This window comes from Pantoea graminicola (assembly GCF_048452665.1).
Classification (GTDB): Bacteria; Pseudomonadota; Gammaproteobacteria; order Enterobacterales; family Enterobacteriaceae; genus Pantoea.
Genome location: NZ_JBLWSJ010000005.1, coordinates 30140 through 44653, shown reverse-complemented (window position 1 = coordinate 44653; position 14514 = coordinate 30140). Strand labels below are relative to the sequence as shown.

General features: G+C 56.6%; 18 protein-coding genes. 8 read left to right on the top strand and 10 right to left on the bottom strand.

Going from position 1 to position 14514, the window contains the following annotated elements; translation table 11 throughout:
- Nucleotides 1-152: 152 nt before the first annotated feature.
- The 6 genes from ACNY69_RS13115 to ACNY69_RS13090 all read right to left on the bottom strand — a co-directional run bounded on the left by ACNY69_RS13115 (nucleotide 153) and on the right by ACNY69_RS13090 (nucleotide 4254).
- Nucleotides 153-449 carry a hypothetical protein gene (locus ACNY69_RS13115; protein ID WP_418798639.1) on the bottom strand — a complete coding sequence of 99 codons (297 nt, stop codon included), beginning with the start codon at nucleotides 447-449 and terminating at the stop codon, nucleotides 153-155.
- 197 nt (nucleotides 450-646) lie between these two features.
- Entirely contained in the window at nucleotides 647-958 is a 312-nt protein-coding gene (locus ACNY69_RS13110; protein ID WP_111140155.1) for a hypothetical protein, read from the bottom strand.
- A gap of 251 nt (nucleotides 959-1209) precedes the next feature.
- The gene (gene fetB, locus ACNY69_RS13105; RefSeq protein WP_418798637.1) at nucleotides 1210-1989 is read right to left on the bottom strand and encodes an iron efflux ABC transporter permease subunit FetB; all 780 of its coding nucleotides are present in this window, start codon (nucleotides 1987-1989) and stop codon (nucleotides 1210-1212) included.
- Nucleotides 1976-2644 (bottom strand): iron efflux ABC transporter ATP-binding subunit FetA, encoded by a 669-nt coding sequence (gene fetA / locus ACNY69_RS13100; protein WP_418798634.1) that lies wholly within the window; start codon nucleotides 2642-2644, stop codon nucleotides 1976-1978. The genes fetB and fetA overlap by 14 nt, the downstream gene beginning before the upstream one ends.
- Nucleotides 2645-2862: 218 nt before the next feature.
- Nucleotides 2863-3348 (bottom strand): hypothetical protein, encoded by a 486-nt coding sequence (locus ACNY69_RS13095; protein WP_418798632.1) that lies wholly within the window; start codon nucleotides 3346-3348, stop codon nucleotides 2863-2865.
- Between the two features lie 246 nt (nucleotides 3349-3594).
- Nucleotides 3595-4254 (bottom strand): DUF1345 domain-containing protein, encoded by a 660-nt coding sequence (locus ACNY69_RS13090; protein WP_418798630.1) that lies wholly within the window; start codon nucleotides 4252-4254, stop codon nucleotides 3595-3597.
- A 61-nt stretch (nucleotides 4255-4315) separates the two neighbouring features.
- Here ACNY69_RS13090 and ACNY69_RS13085 point away from each other — a divergent pair, with 61 nt between their 5' ends.
- Nucleotides 4316-4804 (top strand): DinB family protein, encoded by a 489-nt coding sequence (locus ACNY69_RS13085; RefSeq protein ID WP_418798628.1) that lies wholly within the window; start codon nucleotides 4316-4318, stop codon nucleotides 4802-4804.
- A gap of 125 nt (nucleotides 4805-4929) precedes the next feature.
- Here ACNY69_RS13085 and ACNY69_RS13080 read toward each other — a convergent pair whose 3' ends face one another.
- Nucleotides 4930-5280, bottom strand: coding sequence for a DUF3147 family protein (locus tag ACNY69_RS13080; RefSeq protein WP_111140161.1), 351 nt, complete (start codon nucleotides 5278-5280; stop codon nucleotides 4930-4932).
- 80 nt (nucleotides 5281-5360) lie between these two features.
- Nucleotides 5361-5885 carry a cytochrome b561 gene (gene cybB / locus ACNY69_RS13075; RefSeq protein ID WP_111140162.1) on the bottom strand — a complete coding sequence of 175 codons (525 nt, stop codon included), beginning with the start codon at nucleotides 5883-5885 and terminating at the stop codon, nucleotides 5361-5363.
- Between the two features lie 618 nt (nucleotides 5886-6503).
- Here cybB and ACNY69_RS13070 point away from each other — a divergent pair.
- Nucleotides 6504-6851, top strand: coding sequence for a hypothetical protein (locus ACNY69_RS13070; protein ID WP_111140163.1), 348 nt, complete (start codon nucleotides 6504-6506; stop codon nucleotides 6849-6851).
- Between the two features lie 56 nt (nucleotides 6852-6907).
- Here the strand turns inward: ACNY69_RS13070 and ACNY69_RS13065 are convergent, their stop codons facing one another.
- On the bottom strand, nucleotides 6908-7285 hold the full coding sequence (locus ACNY69_RS13065; protein WP_111140164.1) for a YkvA family protein: 378 nt from the start codon (nucleotides 7283-7285) through the stop codon (nucleotides 6908-6910).
- A 179-nt stretch (nucleotides 7286-7464) separates the two neighbouring features.
- Nucleotides 7465-9027, bottom strand: coding sequence for a methyl-accepting chemotaxis protein (locus ACNY69_RS13060; protein ID WP_111140165.1), 1563 nt, complete (start codon nucleotides 9025-9027; stop codon nucleotides 7465-7467).
- Nucleotides 9028-9737: 710 nt separating this feature from the next.
- On the opposite strand from ACNY69_RS13060, the gene ACNY69_RS13055 reads away from it, so the two are divergent.
- From ACNY69_RS13055 to ACNY69_RS13030, 6 genes are read left to right on the top strand one after another with little or no spacing between them, the layout of a single operon-like run.
- Entirely contained in the window at nucleotides 9738-10322 is a 585-nt protein-coding gene (locus ACNY69_RS13055) for a cytochrome b/b6 domain-containing protein (protein ID WP_418798623.1), read from the top strand.
- A 10-nt stretch (nucleotides 10323-10332) separates the two neighbouring features.
- Complete coding sequence (locus tag ACNY69_RS13050) at nucleotides 10333-10983, top strand: thermostable hemolysin (protein ID WP_418798620.1); 651 nt, start codon at nucleotides 10333-10335, stop codon at nucleotides 10981-10983.
- Nucleotides 10973-12409: an AMP-binding protein gene (locus ACNY69_RS13045; protein ID WP_418798618.1), complete on the top strand. Its 1437-nt coding sequence runs from the start codon at nucleotides 10973-10975 to the stop codon at nucleotides 12407-12409. Before ACNY69_RS13050 ends, ACNY69_RS13045 begins: the two co-directional genes overlap by 11 nt.
- A 51-nt stretch (nucleotides 12410-12460) precedes the next feature.
- Nucleotides 12461-13078, top strand: a complete 618-nt coding sequence (locus ACNY69_RS13040; RefSeq protein ID WP_233498987.1) for a TenA family transcriptional regulator — start codon at nucleotides 12461-12463, stop codon at nucleotides 13076-13078.
- Nucleotides 13062-13868, top strand: a complete 807-nt coding sequence (locus ACNY69_RS13035; RefSeq protein WP_418798617.1) for an SDR family oxidoreductase — start codon at nucleotides 13062-13064, stop codon at nucleotides 13866-13868. Before ACNY69_RS13040 ends, ACNY69_RS13035 begins: the two co-directional genes overlap by 17 nt.
- Complete coding sequence (locus tag ACNY69_RS13030) at nucleotides 13869-14489, top strand: tetratricopeptide repeat protein (protein WP_418798615.1); 621 nt, start codon at nucleotides 13869-13871, stop codon at nucleotides 14487-14489.
- Nucleotides 14490-14514: the final 25 nt, after the last annotated feature.

The following is a 14514-nucleotide window of genomic DNA, read 5'->3' as shown; positions in this document are numbered from 1 at the left end:
CATCAGCGCTTTACCCGGCCGCCGTCCGTCACTGTTTCGCCAGGCGTTGCGCAACTCATCAGCGAAAATCACTCCCGGCAGAGCGTGGGGATCCAGACTTCCCTGCTGTCCAGACCCTGACCTCCCTGCCAGACATGGCCGGACAACACTGTTCAGGCATCATTATTCCTGCGCCATTCCTCCACGCTTTCCTTTGACACCTCTTTATTAAAACAAACCAGTGCGTATCCACCCTGCCTGCTCCAGGCGCTACGTCCGCCACAGCGGCTGCCGTTGCGCGCAGTGTTGAACGGGCACGCGCAGACGCCAGGATAAGCGGCGATGGCATCATCAATAATGCGCTGACGAACCTCATCGTCGGTCTGCTTCTGTCGCTTAGCCTCAGCCGTACCGGCCCAGCAAAGCGCCAGGCTCAGCATTACCGAAATAACACAGGTAATTTTAATCATGATCCCCTCCCGCATGAGGAGGATAACGTACCGCACCTATCAGCCCGGCAATCCCCAGAACAGGGCACAGACAGGGGCTGTTCAGGCACGGTTCCGCGTCCGGAAGCCTGTTTTTTTATCTGAACGCAGATGCGGACTTCAGACGTTAGCCCGCCGCAGGCGCAGAAGCGCCGCCGCGATCTGCGCCTGCCGGTCACTCACAGCGGTGTCATGCTCTCTACCTGATGCTGGAAAACATACGGGTCGGATAGCAGCTCAAACTGCTCATCATCGGGATAGGTAACGGCCACATGATACTGTTCACCGGCAAAGGCTTTCACCGCGTCGATGTTTTCCCACCAGGTTGCCAGAAAAAAATGCGCCCATTCGCCCTGCGTTTCTCTGCGCACGCTGGCCCCCAGATTGCCCGGCGTCCCTTCTGAATGTTCAACACCGGTCTTCTGCAGGTGATCGGCAAATCCTTCAGCATGTCTGACCGGAACGCATCCGTGCCATGTTCTGACTATCATCTTGCTCTCCTTCATCGTGAAGGTTTAAATCCTAACATAGAAGGCAATGCGTAACAGCGTGTCAGGAACAGACAAGCAACCGTTTGGCACCGGCGTGCGGTCTGACGCTCGGCAGGGCAATTGCGGAGATCGCTTTCCGAACAGGCCATACTGGATCGGCCCTGCCCCTGCTTTCCTCAGCCCCCGGCGGGTGCTCTGTACACATGCGCCCGGCTGTTCCGGGCGCGATGAGGGAAGTCGCTAACGCGACCTTACCGATTCAGGGAGTGGGTGATTTTCAGCTGCGCCCTGTCGTTGTAAAAGCGCCGGTAAGATAACCAGACGGCAATGATGGTTGAGAGACTGGCGGTGCCTGTCAGCATAAATGTCACCATGATCTGGTATTTGATGGCCTTAAGCGGATCGATACCCGCAAAAATCAGACCCGACATCATCCCCGGCAGACTGACGATCCCGACCGTCTTAGCCGCATCCACGGTCGGGATCATGGCGGTGCGGATGCTGTCCGCGATAATCCGCTTCGAGGCCAGCTTCACCGGGGCGCCCAGGCTCAGCATCTCCATAATTCTCTGCTGATTATCCCAGAAACGCTGGCGCAGATTAGTGAAGCAGAGTCCAACGGCGACCATCGCATTCCCGGCGATCATGCCGGAGATGGGAATGACCTGCATCGGCACGAAGGCTATCGCACCGCTCAGTACCAGAATCGCGAGGGTTATCACCGTGCCGCTGAAAATCGCCGTAAACGCGATGCCAAAAGCGTTTCCGATATCCCCTCCCCGTTTGCGGGCGTTGATTGCGGCGTTGACGCAGATAAACAGCACCATCAGCACGGTCAGCCAGTCGTTGTTCACATCGAAAATCGACTTCAGCACAAAGCCGACGATCACCAGCTGTACGATTGCGCGGCCGACACTCCAGATAATATCTTTGCTTATGCCGAGCTTTTCTTTCTGACTGATCAGCAGGGCTATGATGACCAGACTCAGTGACAGCAACAGCGAGGTGTCACTGATATCATGCTGATTCACGCGCTTTCTCCTTTTTCTGCGGCGTCAGACGAAGCACCTGCTCAGCCTGCTCAATGTCCTGAATATCATGGCTGATGCGCACTACGGCGATTTGGTTCTCTGCGGAAACCCGCCTGATCAGTGAAAGCACTGTCTGCCGGTTCTCTTCGTCCAGGGCGCTGGTGACTTCATCCAGCAGCAGCACCTGCGGCATAAACTGCAGATTGCGCAGCAGACCGACACGCTGTTTCTCACCGCCGGAGAGCTGTTCTGCCGGTTTGTCCAGCATCGCGGCGGCGAGGTTGACGCTCTCCAGCGCGCTGACCAGGGCATCGCGCGAAGGCTTCTGATGGCGAATCTGCCACGGCAGCGCCAGGTTGTCATACACCGTCTGACCAAAGAGTTGCGGGGTCTGAAAACAGTAAGAAACCTGCTGGCGATAAGTCTCAGCTTCCAGCGTGGTGATATCACTGCCGTTGAAAAAAATCTGTCCGGCGGTGGGCGACATCAGTGACGCCAGGATCTTCAGCAGGGTGCTTTTACCGCTGCCGGAGGGGCCGGTGAGTAAGACATTATCGCCCGGGTATAACTGCAAAGAGATCGGCTGCAGAAGCTGACGATCGCCAGCGGAAAACGCGATCGCCTGTGCATCCAGCAAGGGCAAACCTCTGTCCATATTTCGCCTCAGGATTTAATTAAAAGTGGTGGGTTCAGATGACAGAAAAATTTGTTCGCAGATCGGGTGCGGGAAAAGCACTCAGACGCGGCACGATGCGTGATCTGCGGGGATAAGATAAGGCATTCAGGTAGGGGATAACATCTACTGAATCAAAATTCGCTGCGATCTCATCTCCGGCCGAAGCCGGGTGACTCCGGAGAGCCACCCGCTCATATTCAGTTTTGCCAGCGAGTGGAAACCGGATTTCTGACGCTGTTTTTCTCCTGCGTGTAAGTACCGTTCTGCTGGGCAATCGCTTCCCCGGTATCCACAATCGCGTTCTGAATAAAGACGTTCTGCGGGTCACCTTTGACAAAGGTTAACTGATGAAAGGCGGTTTTATTGCCCCAGTCAGACGAGGGCAGAGAGATGAAACGCACGGTAAAGGTCTGGTCGTCAAAGTGGCCCTGCATGACGTAAACGCCGTAGTGATCCTCACCCTGCGAAATGATTTTGTACGTACCGTTATCGTAGTAGTAGATCTCAGCGTCCGGAAACGGCTTTTTCTCGTACATTTTGCGGTAGTGCAGCACCTGCCGGATGGTCGGCTGGCCGAATCTCACGGTCAGCGTATTATCCTGTGCGGCCGTGGTCACTCCTTCCGCGTGTACACCGCTCATCATCATTAACAGACTGGTGGTCATCATTGCCGTTGCTTTCACTCTCTTTCTCCTCTGAGGATTAGGGGAATCTCTGGCGTAAGAGCCTGAAACTTACATGCTGTGATGGGCGGGTGAAAGAGGCCGATCACAGTTTATTACACAATGTGATAATCACTATGTGTGAGGGAGTCAGTTCATAAAGAGAACGAGGATAGCCTGCCAGTGGACCGGGGATGGGGTTCATGGCTGAACTTGGCGGACCGGCTAAGATCGTGACGGAGCGGCCTGACCCCTCTGCGCGAGTCGCTAATTCAGCAATCCGGCCCCCACATTCACCGACAGCCCCAGAATCGCCAGGTTAAAAATAAACGAGATCACGGACTGCAGCAGCGCCAGCTTTCGCATTGCTGTCGTGCCGGTGGCGACATCCGCCGTCTGCGACGCCACCGCGAGGGTGAAGGAGAAGTAGAGGAAGTCCCAGTAGCCGGGATTCTCTTTTTTCTCGGGGAAGATCAGCGGTGTGATAGTGCTGCTGCGGTAAAGATAGTGCTGATGGGCATAGTGCATCGCAAACGCCGTGGGCAGCATGGCCCAGGCGGCAATAAGCGTCATCGCGGTCAGCACCAGGTGCATCAGCCGCGGCGTGCCGGTCAGCGTCCTGAGCGCCGGAAGCTCACTGAGAATCGCCACCATGCTGACCACGCACGCCACGATAACCATTCCGAGCACCAGCGCGGCACTCTGGTCCTGCTGCTGAGCGATACGCCGGATCCCGGCTGCATCCGTCCGCAGCATGCGGATCCAGAGAATGCAGAGGTAGAGCCAGGCCCAGACGTTCCAGCCGATCAGCAGACGCTGCATCTGCCCGAGCCGATCGGAGAGTAAAAAATAGCAAACCAGGCCGGCGGAAATGGAGAGCAGCAGACGTAAGCGGGAATAGAGCGTCGAGGTCAATGTTGTCGGCATAGGTCAGCCAGTGTGGTTTAATCAGCGTGATCTCAACTTTAGCTAAATTCAGGTAAAAATCATGGACAAGGACAGAATTGTTACACTTCTGAAGTACAAGCGCTGGATTGATGCAGAGACGCTGAAAAGCATAAAAGAGATAGATGACACAGCGTATGCAGGGAAGCGCCACCAGATGCTAAGGCTGATGAACCACATCTATGTGGTCGACAGAATCTTCGAAGCCAATATGTCAGGAGAGCCGCACGGTTACACCGCCCTTAACACGCCAGATACACCCACAGTTGAGGCGCTGGAAGCCAGTATGGCCGCCTGCACAGAGAGATATATCCAGCAGGTGACGGCGATGACGCCCGACGATGCAGCCAGGATCATCAATTTCACTTTTATCGACGGCGGCAACGGAGAAATGCGCGTCAGTGAAATGCTGGATCACGTCCTTTTTCACGGCACCTATCATCGTGGCGCGGTCGGCTGGTTAATCGGTGAATGCGGGGGCGTGCCGCCGAAAGATGTGCTGACGGTGTTTCTGCGGGACCACCATCGCTGACCGGGATTACCCGCACAGCCGCCCTTCACGGGCGGCCTGAAACAGCGTGCAGACAGCAACACTCACCACCACGCCGGTTCTGATACCGCCCGTCTCAGGGGTTTCAATCGCGCAGCGCCCTGACATCACATCAGGACGATGCCAAAGCGTTTCAGAAGCAGCGCCCAGAGCACGAACAGAGTGACCGTAATCGCACTGGAGATCAGCAGCGTCAGCCAGAAACCCACGCGGGGATAGATGAAGGGAAACAGAATGAACATTGGCAGCGTCGGCACCACATACCAGAAGGTATACCACGCATGCGCACTGATTTTTTCCGCTGACTGCCCTTCCAGCTTCATCCAGATCAGCACCAGCAGCGTAACCAGCGGCAGGGCCGCGATCAGACCGCCCAGCCGGTCGCTGCGCTTTGCCACCTCTGAAATCAGCACGACCATAAAGGCCGTTATCGCATATTTGGCTATCAGCCAGATCATGATTTTCCTCTGTATCGCGGAGTATCCGGCAGGCAGGAACCGGACCGCTCTGAACCTGGCCCGGTTTTTCTGATACCCGATCAGGGCATCATCCTGCGCAGTGTATCATCCCGGAGGAAATAGTGATGGAACAGGGCCGCCAGCGCATGCAGACCAATCAGCCAGTATCCCATCGGGGCCAGGGTTTCGTGCCAGTCAATCAGCATGCTGGCGGTGGCCGGATCGGGCGTCGTGGCAACCGGCATAGTGAAGCCAAACAGGGCCCACTCTTTCCCGCGCAGATAGCGCGAGGTCAGCCCCAGGACGGGCAGAACCACAAAAAGCGCATAAAGCAGTGTATGGACCAGGTGGGAAAGGCCGGTCTGCCAGCGCGCGACGGGCGGCGTAATCGGCGGTGCTTTGCTTCGGGCGCGCAGCCAGAGGCGGGCAATCATCAGGATCATGACGCAGAATCCGGCCGAAAAGTGCGTAATCATCACCGCATTTCTCTGCCAGGTGCCTTTCTCCGCCATCCAGCGCAGCTCAATCGTGGCGTACGCCACAATGATCAACAGTACCGTCAGCCAGTGAAAAAGAATTTGCGAGCCTTTGTATTTTTTAAGCATTGATAAACTCCCGACACTATTTTTTGCCGTCACTATACCAGTTAATTATTAGATGTTTATTAGGAGTTTACCCGTGATTGTGACAGCCTGTGACTTCGGCAGGCCGCTCCCTGACAGCTGTGCTTACTGCCAGTCAGCCTGCGTAAAGCTTTAAAAGCTTTGCGGCACTGGCGGAAAGTACCCGTTGACCTGCCGTCATCGCTTTTTCGGCCCGCTGAATCGGAGTCAGTAATATGACATCCCGGGAGCAGGAAACAGCGGCAGCTCAGAAAACAGGGGGGTTTAAGAATAGCGATAATTCTTAAACTTCATCGCGTCTTAAGCGTGAAACCGGCCCGATGCTCCGGTGGGGGATCAACGCAGCAGGGTTAAAACCATTTCCTGCTGGCGCGATTCACGCGGCGAAATAGCGACTGAGACTTAAGTCAAATCCGCGCCCTGCCACAATAGCCCGCTCGCGCCTCGCTTAATGGCAGTACCAGTCTGAATAAGAGTAACGATAACCTGCGTGATCGTAACCTTAGATGCCTAATTTTCTGTTTCAAAAACAGTCACTTCTCCTGTGTTAATTGTTCGCCTATGCTGGCTGTTCACTCATTTACATCAGAAGGATCTGTTATGTTAATTGTCCCCGCCTCCTACAGTGCTGAAGCCGTTGAATGCCTGTATGAGGTAATCGATAACCTTACTTTGAATGGCTCACGCTGCCAGATTATCTACGACAGCCAGGCCGCGCGTGCCGCCGTTATCGAAGCAGACGCGACAGATGAGCATGGCGAACAGCGCCATCCGGTTCTCGCGGTGCTGGAGATGGAGCGCGTAACTAGTATCAATACGATTCTGCGGATTAAATCGTTCTGGACTGATGCAGACGGCACGCGCTCAAATGTAGAGCAGGGCAGCCTGGCGAAGGCACTCTATAAGGCATTGACCCTGAAGAAGCAGATTACGCTGGTCGGATTGTAGGGCGATCCCGGCGCGCGATATCCGGCGCAGGCTGCGCGAGCCGTCCGGTCTCTGAATTACAGGAAGGCTCTGACCAGCAGCGTGGCGCAAATCACCCATATAAGTACAAAAACGCCAGCCGTTATGCGACTGACAGGACGTCCGGTGGCCTGCGCGGCGGTTTCCCGATGCTCACGCATCACCTCTTCAGGAATAAGACTGACCACCAGCATAATCCCTGCTGGCACGATGATCAGATCATCGAGCAGGCCGATGACCGGGATAAAGTCGGGGATAAGATCAATGGGCGAGACGGCATAGCCTGCAACCAGCAACGCCAGTCCTTTTACCCACCAGGGCGTTCGGGGATCGCGGACGGAAAGCCAGACGGCATGCACATCCCGCCTGATGTTTCGCGCCCACGCTCTGGCGTTCGCCATAAACTGTCTGAACATGATGTCGTGCAATCCTGATTAAGGAACGGTTTCTGAGTGAGCCAGATCAGGCGTGTTAATGACATGCAGCTTAACGCCTGAGAGCAAATTTAACCCGCTTCAGCCCTCCCCGCCACCTGTCACAGTTTTCTGCACTTTCCTGAACGCGCCTGTTTCAGGATGAAGCAGGCGCATCAGGCTTAAAGACGGAAAGCGTTGACGGTTTCACGTAAAGAGTGAGCCTGGGCTGAAAGGGACTGGGATGCGGTCGAGGACTCCTCTACCAGCGCGGCATTATTCTGCGTCACCCCATCCATCTCATTCACCGCAATGCTGACCTGCGAAATACCCTGCATCTGTTCAGCGGAGGCGAGTGAGATGTTATCCATCGCATCTGCCAGTTTCCCGACCATCGCGTTAATCTGCAGGATGCTTTTACCGGTTCCGTTAGCCACTTCCACCCCACTCTCAACCTGCGCCACCGCCTCTTCAATCAGACTTTTGATATCTCTGGCCGCTGTCGCACTTCGCTGCGCCAGCGTCCGCACTTCACCGGCCACTACCGCAAAGCCACGCCCCTGCTCACCTGCACGCGCGGCTTCCACTGCCGCGTTAAGCGCCAGAATGTTGGTCTGGAAGGCGATACCCTCGATAACCGAGGTGATATCTCTGACTTTCGTCGCACTGTTTGAAATATCGTTCATCGTGTCTGACATACGGTGCATATCGTTTTCACCGGAGCGCGCCAGCGCAGCGGTTTCGCGAGCCGACTCCGCCGTCTGCTGCGCCGTTGCGGTGTTGCTTTTCACCGTGGCGGTCAGCTGTTCGATACTGGCCGCCGTCTCCTGCAGCGCGGCAGCCTGCTGTTCGGTCCGGGAGGAGAGTTCAGTGTTACCCTGAGAAATCTCATCTGCGGCCATCGCGACAGAAGCAGACGCGTCTTTGATATGTGACACCAGGTCGCGCAGATTGGTCTGCATACTATCCAGCGAAGCCATCAGGCTGACGCTGTCCCCTTTGCACAATGTGACGGTCGTGGTCAGATCGCCAGCGGCAATGGCCGCCGCCAGATGCTGGGCATGTGAAGGCTCACCGCCCAGCTGAGACTTGATCCGGCGCGTGATTAGCGCACTCATGACAAAGCCCATCACCACAAACAGGGTCGTCAGGGCCGCGAGAGTCATATAAACGCCTGATAACGCCTCACTGGAGGTTTCCGCAGTCTTGCCCGTCACCCTTGCCTGATACTCAACCATGCCATTCACGGCAACGCGGTATTGCTCCAGCACCGGGATCAATCCGTCACGCAGCCTGGCCGGGAAAGCGGCCGCATCAGCACTGAACAGATTCTGCGCAGCCTGATTCAGCGGCCCCGCGGCATCTTCAATTTTCTTTAAATTTCCGGAGGCCTCATCCACCTCGGCCAGGTTGATGCCGGGGATGCTTTTCGCGCCGTTAATCAGCGTACGAAAATGCGCAATCGTGTTGTCGCTGTTTGACTGCAGATCAAAAAACTGCGTTTTCACCTGCGGCTGCGTCTCTGGAGAAATGGACAATAAAAGTGCCGTCTGCTGCGTTAAGTTATCTTTAAGTGTCTGGAGCGTCTGAAGGTCGGTCAGTCGCGCACGCGTTAATTTCTGCTGATCGCTGGCCGTATTCAGTTTAAATCCGGCAAAAGCGGTCACAAAAACCCCCATCAGAATAACGGCCAGAAATGCGGCGTTAAGCATGACGCTTAATTTCATTTTTTTATGCTGTTTCATGGAAGATCCCGATATAAGAAAAAAAAGGTGATCAGCGACAGATCCCTGTCTGAGGTTCGCTGGTGCCTGATCCCGTTATCGGCAGGCGAAGCGGGAAAAAGAGTGATTAAACGCGCATATAACATAAATCTTTTTGTTCTGTCGGATGGGGCCGGAAGGCGACAGGGCAACGATCAGAAAAAGCGGGAGACCAGACGTCGGGGGGGCTGATCAGCCGGACCAGCTGAGTCAGGTTACAGGCCGTTATCCTGAACAGACGGAGGGCGCTGAGGCGTCAGGCTCAGTCGGTGATGCAGAATACGCCTCTGCGTCTGAGCGTTGATCTGCGTAATGAGAACCTGACGCACAGGCGCTATTTCATTTTTCTGGAAAAGAGAAATAAGGGCATTACATTTCCGCCGGAATAATCACGACACGTAGTATCGGGATAAAAGCTGAAATGGGCGGATTTATTTCAGGCAGCGCAGATTAATCCTCATTCCCATAAACAACCTCGCCATCAGATCGTCATCGCAACACTCTCCTGCCCCTGAACAGGCGGCCTGATTAAGTCATTATCCCAATGATTTTACGGGATAACGAGGAAGGAACTCTTTTTTCTTTCTGGCCGGGCAGGCAGGAATAAAAAAATTTTCTGAGGCTGTTTTGCTTAAGGTAATCCTAATATCCGGCCGCGATAATTCATTCCATACTGACCTGGAGTGAAAAAAATGCTTAAGACTTTACTCAGATCTCTGCCGCATGATTACGCCCCTTTTTTTCGTGGCCTTCATATTTCCATTGCGCTGTTGATCGCACTGCAGATCATCAATTCAAACTTTATCGACGCCGATGCCCTGAGCGAATCGGGCTGGCCGGCGCTGATGACCTGGTGGCATGCCCTTTCCGGTGCACTGCTGCTGCTCCTGGGCCTGATCCTGCTGAGCTGGATGATTACTCAGCGAGGCGTCAGATGGTACTTCAGCTGGGCCTTCTTCGATTTTAAACAGATCAAAGCTGACCTCCGTCAGCTGATGCAGCTCTCTTTACCGGAATCCTCCCGCGGCAGTATCGCCGCCACGGTGCAGGGACTGGGCGTCGCCGCTCTGCTGCTGGTTGCGGCGTCAGGCAGCGCATGGTTTGCCGCAGAAAGGTTGCTGCCCTCGCTGGCGCTCTATTCGGGGCTGTTTCTGCACTGGCATAAATTCCTGACCACCTTCATTGAAACGTACTTTTATGCACATGGGCTGATGGGCGTTGCGCATATGTTCCTGCGCACTAAAAAACAGACCGCTGATTTACGCTCCGCAGAGTAAAGGTGACGCAATGAGAATCACGCCGGAATGTTCGCTGAAATGGGTCGCAGGTGCGTCACAGGTCAATATCGCCACCGATTTTATACGCGACCACTATTCACACCATTTTGATGCCCGACTGACGGTTCTGATGCCGTGGATTCTGATGCTCTGTGACGGAGACGATAAGCTGCTGGCTGCCTGTGGCGTGATGCCGGCGTCCCAGGGCCCGATGTTTCTTGAGCAGTATCTGGACAAACCGGCGGAGGCGAGCCTGCCTGAACACGGGTTCACCAGCGTCCATCGCAACAGCATCGTCGAAGCCGGCAACTTTGCGGCGGTGGATGGGGCGGCTGCCCGCGTCATGTATGCCGCCGTCTGCCTGCTGCTTAACGCCTATCGCTATCAGTACATCATGTTCACGGGCACCCAGAAGATCCGCAACATCTTCGCCAGGCTCCATCTGTCGCCCGTGTGCATTTCGATGGCCGACCACGCCAGAGTGGCAGGCGGAGAAGCCACATGGGGGCGCTACTACCAGCACCGGCCTCAGGTCATGGCGGGCGATCTCGCTGGCGGACAGAAAGCGCTGGCAGGCAGTTCGCTGCTTCTCAATCTTTTTGGTGAATTACCCCCGGCCCCCTGGGACGTGCAGCAGGAGAACCTTCGTCATGCTCATTGAAACCCTTGATCGTCATGCTAACAGCCAGCCCGATGCCGTGGCGCTGGTCAGCACCGCGCGAAGCTGGACGTGGCGCGAATATGAACAGGCTGTTTCTCTTCTGGCTGCTGAGCTGCAGCAGGCGGGCGTTCAGCGACTCGGTCTGGCGCTGGAAAACGGACCGCGCTGGATCATCGCCGATCTCGCCTGTTTAAAAGCGGGTATTGTCTGCGTACCAATACCTGCGTTTTTCTCGCCGCAGCAGCGTTCGTGGGTCATCAGCTCCGCGGGCCTTGACGCCATTCTTGATGAGGCGTCTTCGGATGAGGGTGAATCCGTCCCCGTTTCCGCTGGCCAGTTGCAGCGCTTACCCTGCACGCACCAGCCTGAACTGCACCGGGACACGGTCAAGATTACCTACACCTCCGGCACCACCGGCCAGCCAAAAGGGGTCTGTCTGCGGCAGCGCGGGATTGAGTGGACCGCCTCGGCGCTGGCAACGGCGATGGCCCCGCTGGCGCTGGCGCGTCATCTGGTCGTTCTGCCTCTGAGCACGCTGCTGGAGAATATCTGTGGCGGTTATGTGCCGCTGCTGCTGGGCGTCACCACGGTGATCCCCGCCGCCTCCGAGGTTGGCTTTACCGGTTCGAGCCAGTTCAGCCATGAGGTGTTCGCCGGGGCGCTGCTGCGCTGGCAGCCGCAGAGCCTGGTGCTGGTGCCCGAACTGCTGCGCGTGCTGAGCTTCCTGCACAGCCGTATGCCGTCAGTGAGTGCCTCACTGAAGTTTGTGGCAGCGGGCGGCGGCAAAGTGGCCGTCGGTCTGCTGCACGCCGCCAGAGAAGCGGGTCTGCCGGTTTATGAAGGTTATGGCCTTTCTGAGTGTGGCTCAGTCGTCACCCTGAATCTGCCCGACAACGCACAGGCGGGCAGCACCGGCCGCCCCCTGCCCGGTGTTGATATCACCTTCGACGCCAGCGGCAGCCTGCTGGTGGCCAGCCCCGGTAATGCTGCGGGCTATCTGGGCGAGGCACCGTTCGGCACGCGGGTTAACACCGGCGATCTCGCCGAGCGCGACGCCTCGGGCTTTATTCACATTAACGGGCGGGCGCGCAACGTGCAGATCACCGCCTTTGGCCGCAATTTCTCGCCAGAGTGGATTGAGGCAGAGGCAATGAGCTGCAGCGCCGTCCGGCGCATCGTTATGTTCGGCGAAGGGCTGCAGCGCAACGTGGCCCTGATCCATGCGATGGAGGGCATGGAGTCTGCCGCCCGTGACCAGCTGATGGCGCTGTCCGCCGCCCTGCCGGATTACGCCCGCCCGCACCACCTGATTTTTACCCCGGTCATTTCATCACCTGAGCTGCTGACCGCCAACGGACGCCCGCGTCGCGATGCGATCTGGACGTTGATGAAGCATCAAATACTGAACTGTGAGGAGTACATCTGAATGGCCTTTTATCAGCAATTACAGGATCAAACAGAACAGGCACGCAACGCAATGTTAAGCAGCGTTGTCATCGAACAGAGCGCCCAAGGTAACGTGACGCGTGACATGTATATCGCCTTTCTCAGCCAGGCCTTTTATCACGTCAGCCATACTGTTCCCCTGCTGATGAGCGCAGGCAGCCGTCTGCCCGCCGAGAAAGAGTGGCTGCGGGCGGCGCTGGCTGAGTATATCGAAGAGGAATATGGGCATCACGAATGGATCCTGAACGACATCCGTGCCTGCGGGGGCGATGCGGAAGCGGTACGCAACGGCGCGCCCGGACGGGCCATTGAGCTGATGCTCGCCTATCTCTATTACCGTATTGAGCGCGTTAACCCGCTGTGCATATTCGGGATGGTGCATGTGCTGGAAGGCACCAGCGTTAACATCGCTACGCCGATTGCGGAATCGCTGCAGCACGCGCTGAAGTTACCGGAAGAGGCGACAACTTATCTGCGGTCGCACGGTGCGCTGGATCTGGAACATCTGAAGTTTTTTGCCAGCCTGATGGACAAAGTGACCGATGCGCGCGATCAGCAGGATATCGTCCATACCGCTAACGTCGTCTATGCGCTTTACGGCGACATGCTCCGTGCTCTTGCTGAGGTACCTGATGGAACTGCGCAATAAAAATGTGGTGCTGACCGGCGCCAACGGCGGGATTGGTCAGGCGCTGGCTCTGCGCCTGGCCGCGGCGGGAGCCTGCGTCTGGCTGGTGGGCCGCAACCACAGCGAACTGGAGAACCTGCGTCACCGGATGCAGGACCCCGATCGGCATACCGTGTTTGCCCTGTTTGACTACAGCGACGATGAGATCCTCTCCCTCGGCAGCTGTTTTGAGGGCGGGCGGCAGCTTGACGTACTGATTAATAACGCCGGCACCAGTCGTTTTGCGCAGCTGGAACAGCAGAGTTTTGCGGATATTCGTGAGCAGCTGCGCGTCAATGTGGAGATCCCCCTGATCCTCACGCGCGCGCTGATTCATCAGTTCAGTACCGGCGGCACCATTGTGAATGTGGGATCGATTCTGGGCGAGCTGGGTCATCCGGGCTACAGCGTCTACTGCGCCTCAAAGGCAGCGCTGCATCGCTTTTCGGAATCGCTGGGCCGCGAGCTTGCGGCAACCGGCGTGAAGGTGTTGTACGCCGCGCCCCGCGCCACGCGGACCGGGCTGAATTCGGCAGCGGTGAACGCCATGAATGCCGCGCTGGGTAACCAGAGCGACACGCCGGAAGAGGTCGCCCGGTTTATTACGGACACGCTGATCCAGGGTCGCCGCCGGGCCAGGATTGGCGTGATGGAGGGCATCTTTGTGCGTGTCAATGCGCTCTTTCCTGCGCTGGTTGACCGGGCGCTGCTTAAAAAACTGCCGGTTATCAATCGTTTTCTACAGTCGGACGCTTCAGCGGAGATAAAATAAATGAAACCTCTATTCGCACTGATAACGCTGTCGCTGACAGCATTGCCTGGCCTGGCGTCGGCGGAAACCCCGCTCTCCTCTCTGCAGAAGGGGTGGTCAGTGTGCCAGTACCGCACGCTGGAAAATCAGAAACAGAACTGCCTGAGCGACCTCAGCCAGCAGGCCCATCGCATTCAGGGGCGCGACAGCGATCCTGAACTGCTGATCTGGAGCGCGATCATCGACAGTAGCTGGGCAGGTGCAAAAGGTGGCCTGGGCGCGCTGAGTCTGGTCAAACAGGCGAAAGCCGACCTGGAAAAAGCCCTGGCGATTAATCCGCAGGCGCTGCAGGGCTCGGCCTATACCAGCCTCGGGGCGCTTTACTACCAGGTGCCGGGATGGCCGGTTGGTTTTGGCGATGATAAAAAAGCCGAAGCGATGCTGCAGAAAGCCCTGGCGATCAACCCGGACGGCATCGATCCCAACTATTTCTATGGTGATTTCCAGCTCGAACAGGGCAACAAAGAGGTAGCCAGACGCTATCTGGACAAGGCGCTCAAAGCCGCACCGCGTCCCGGACGTGAAATTGCGGACAGCGGCCGACATGCCGACATCCAGCGCGACCTGAAAAAACTGGATTAACCGCTGACAACGCCCCTCTGTCGGC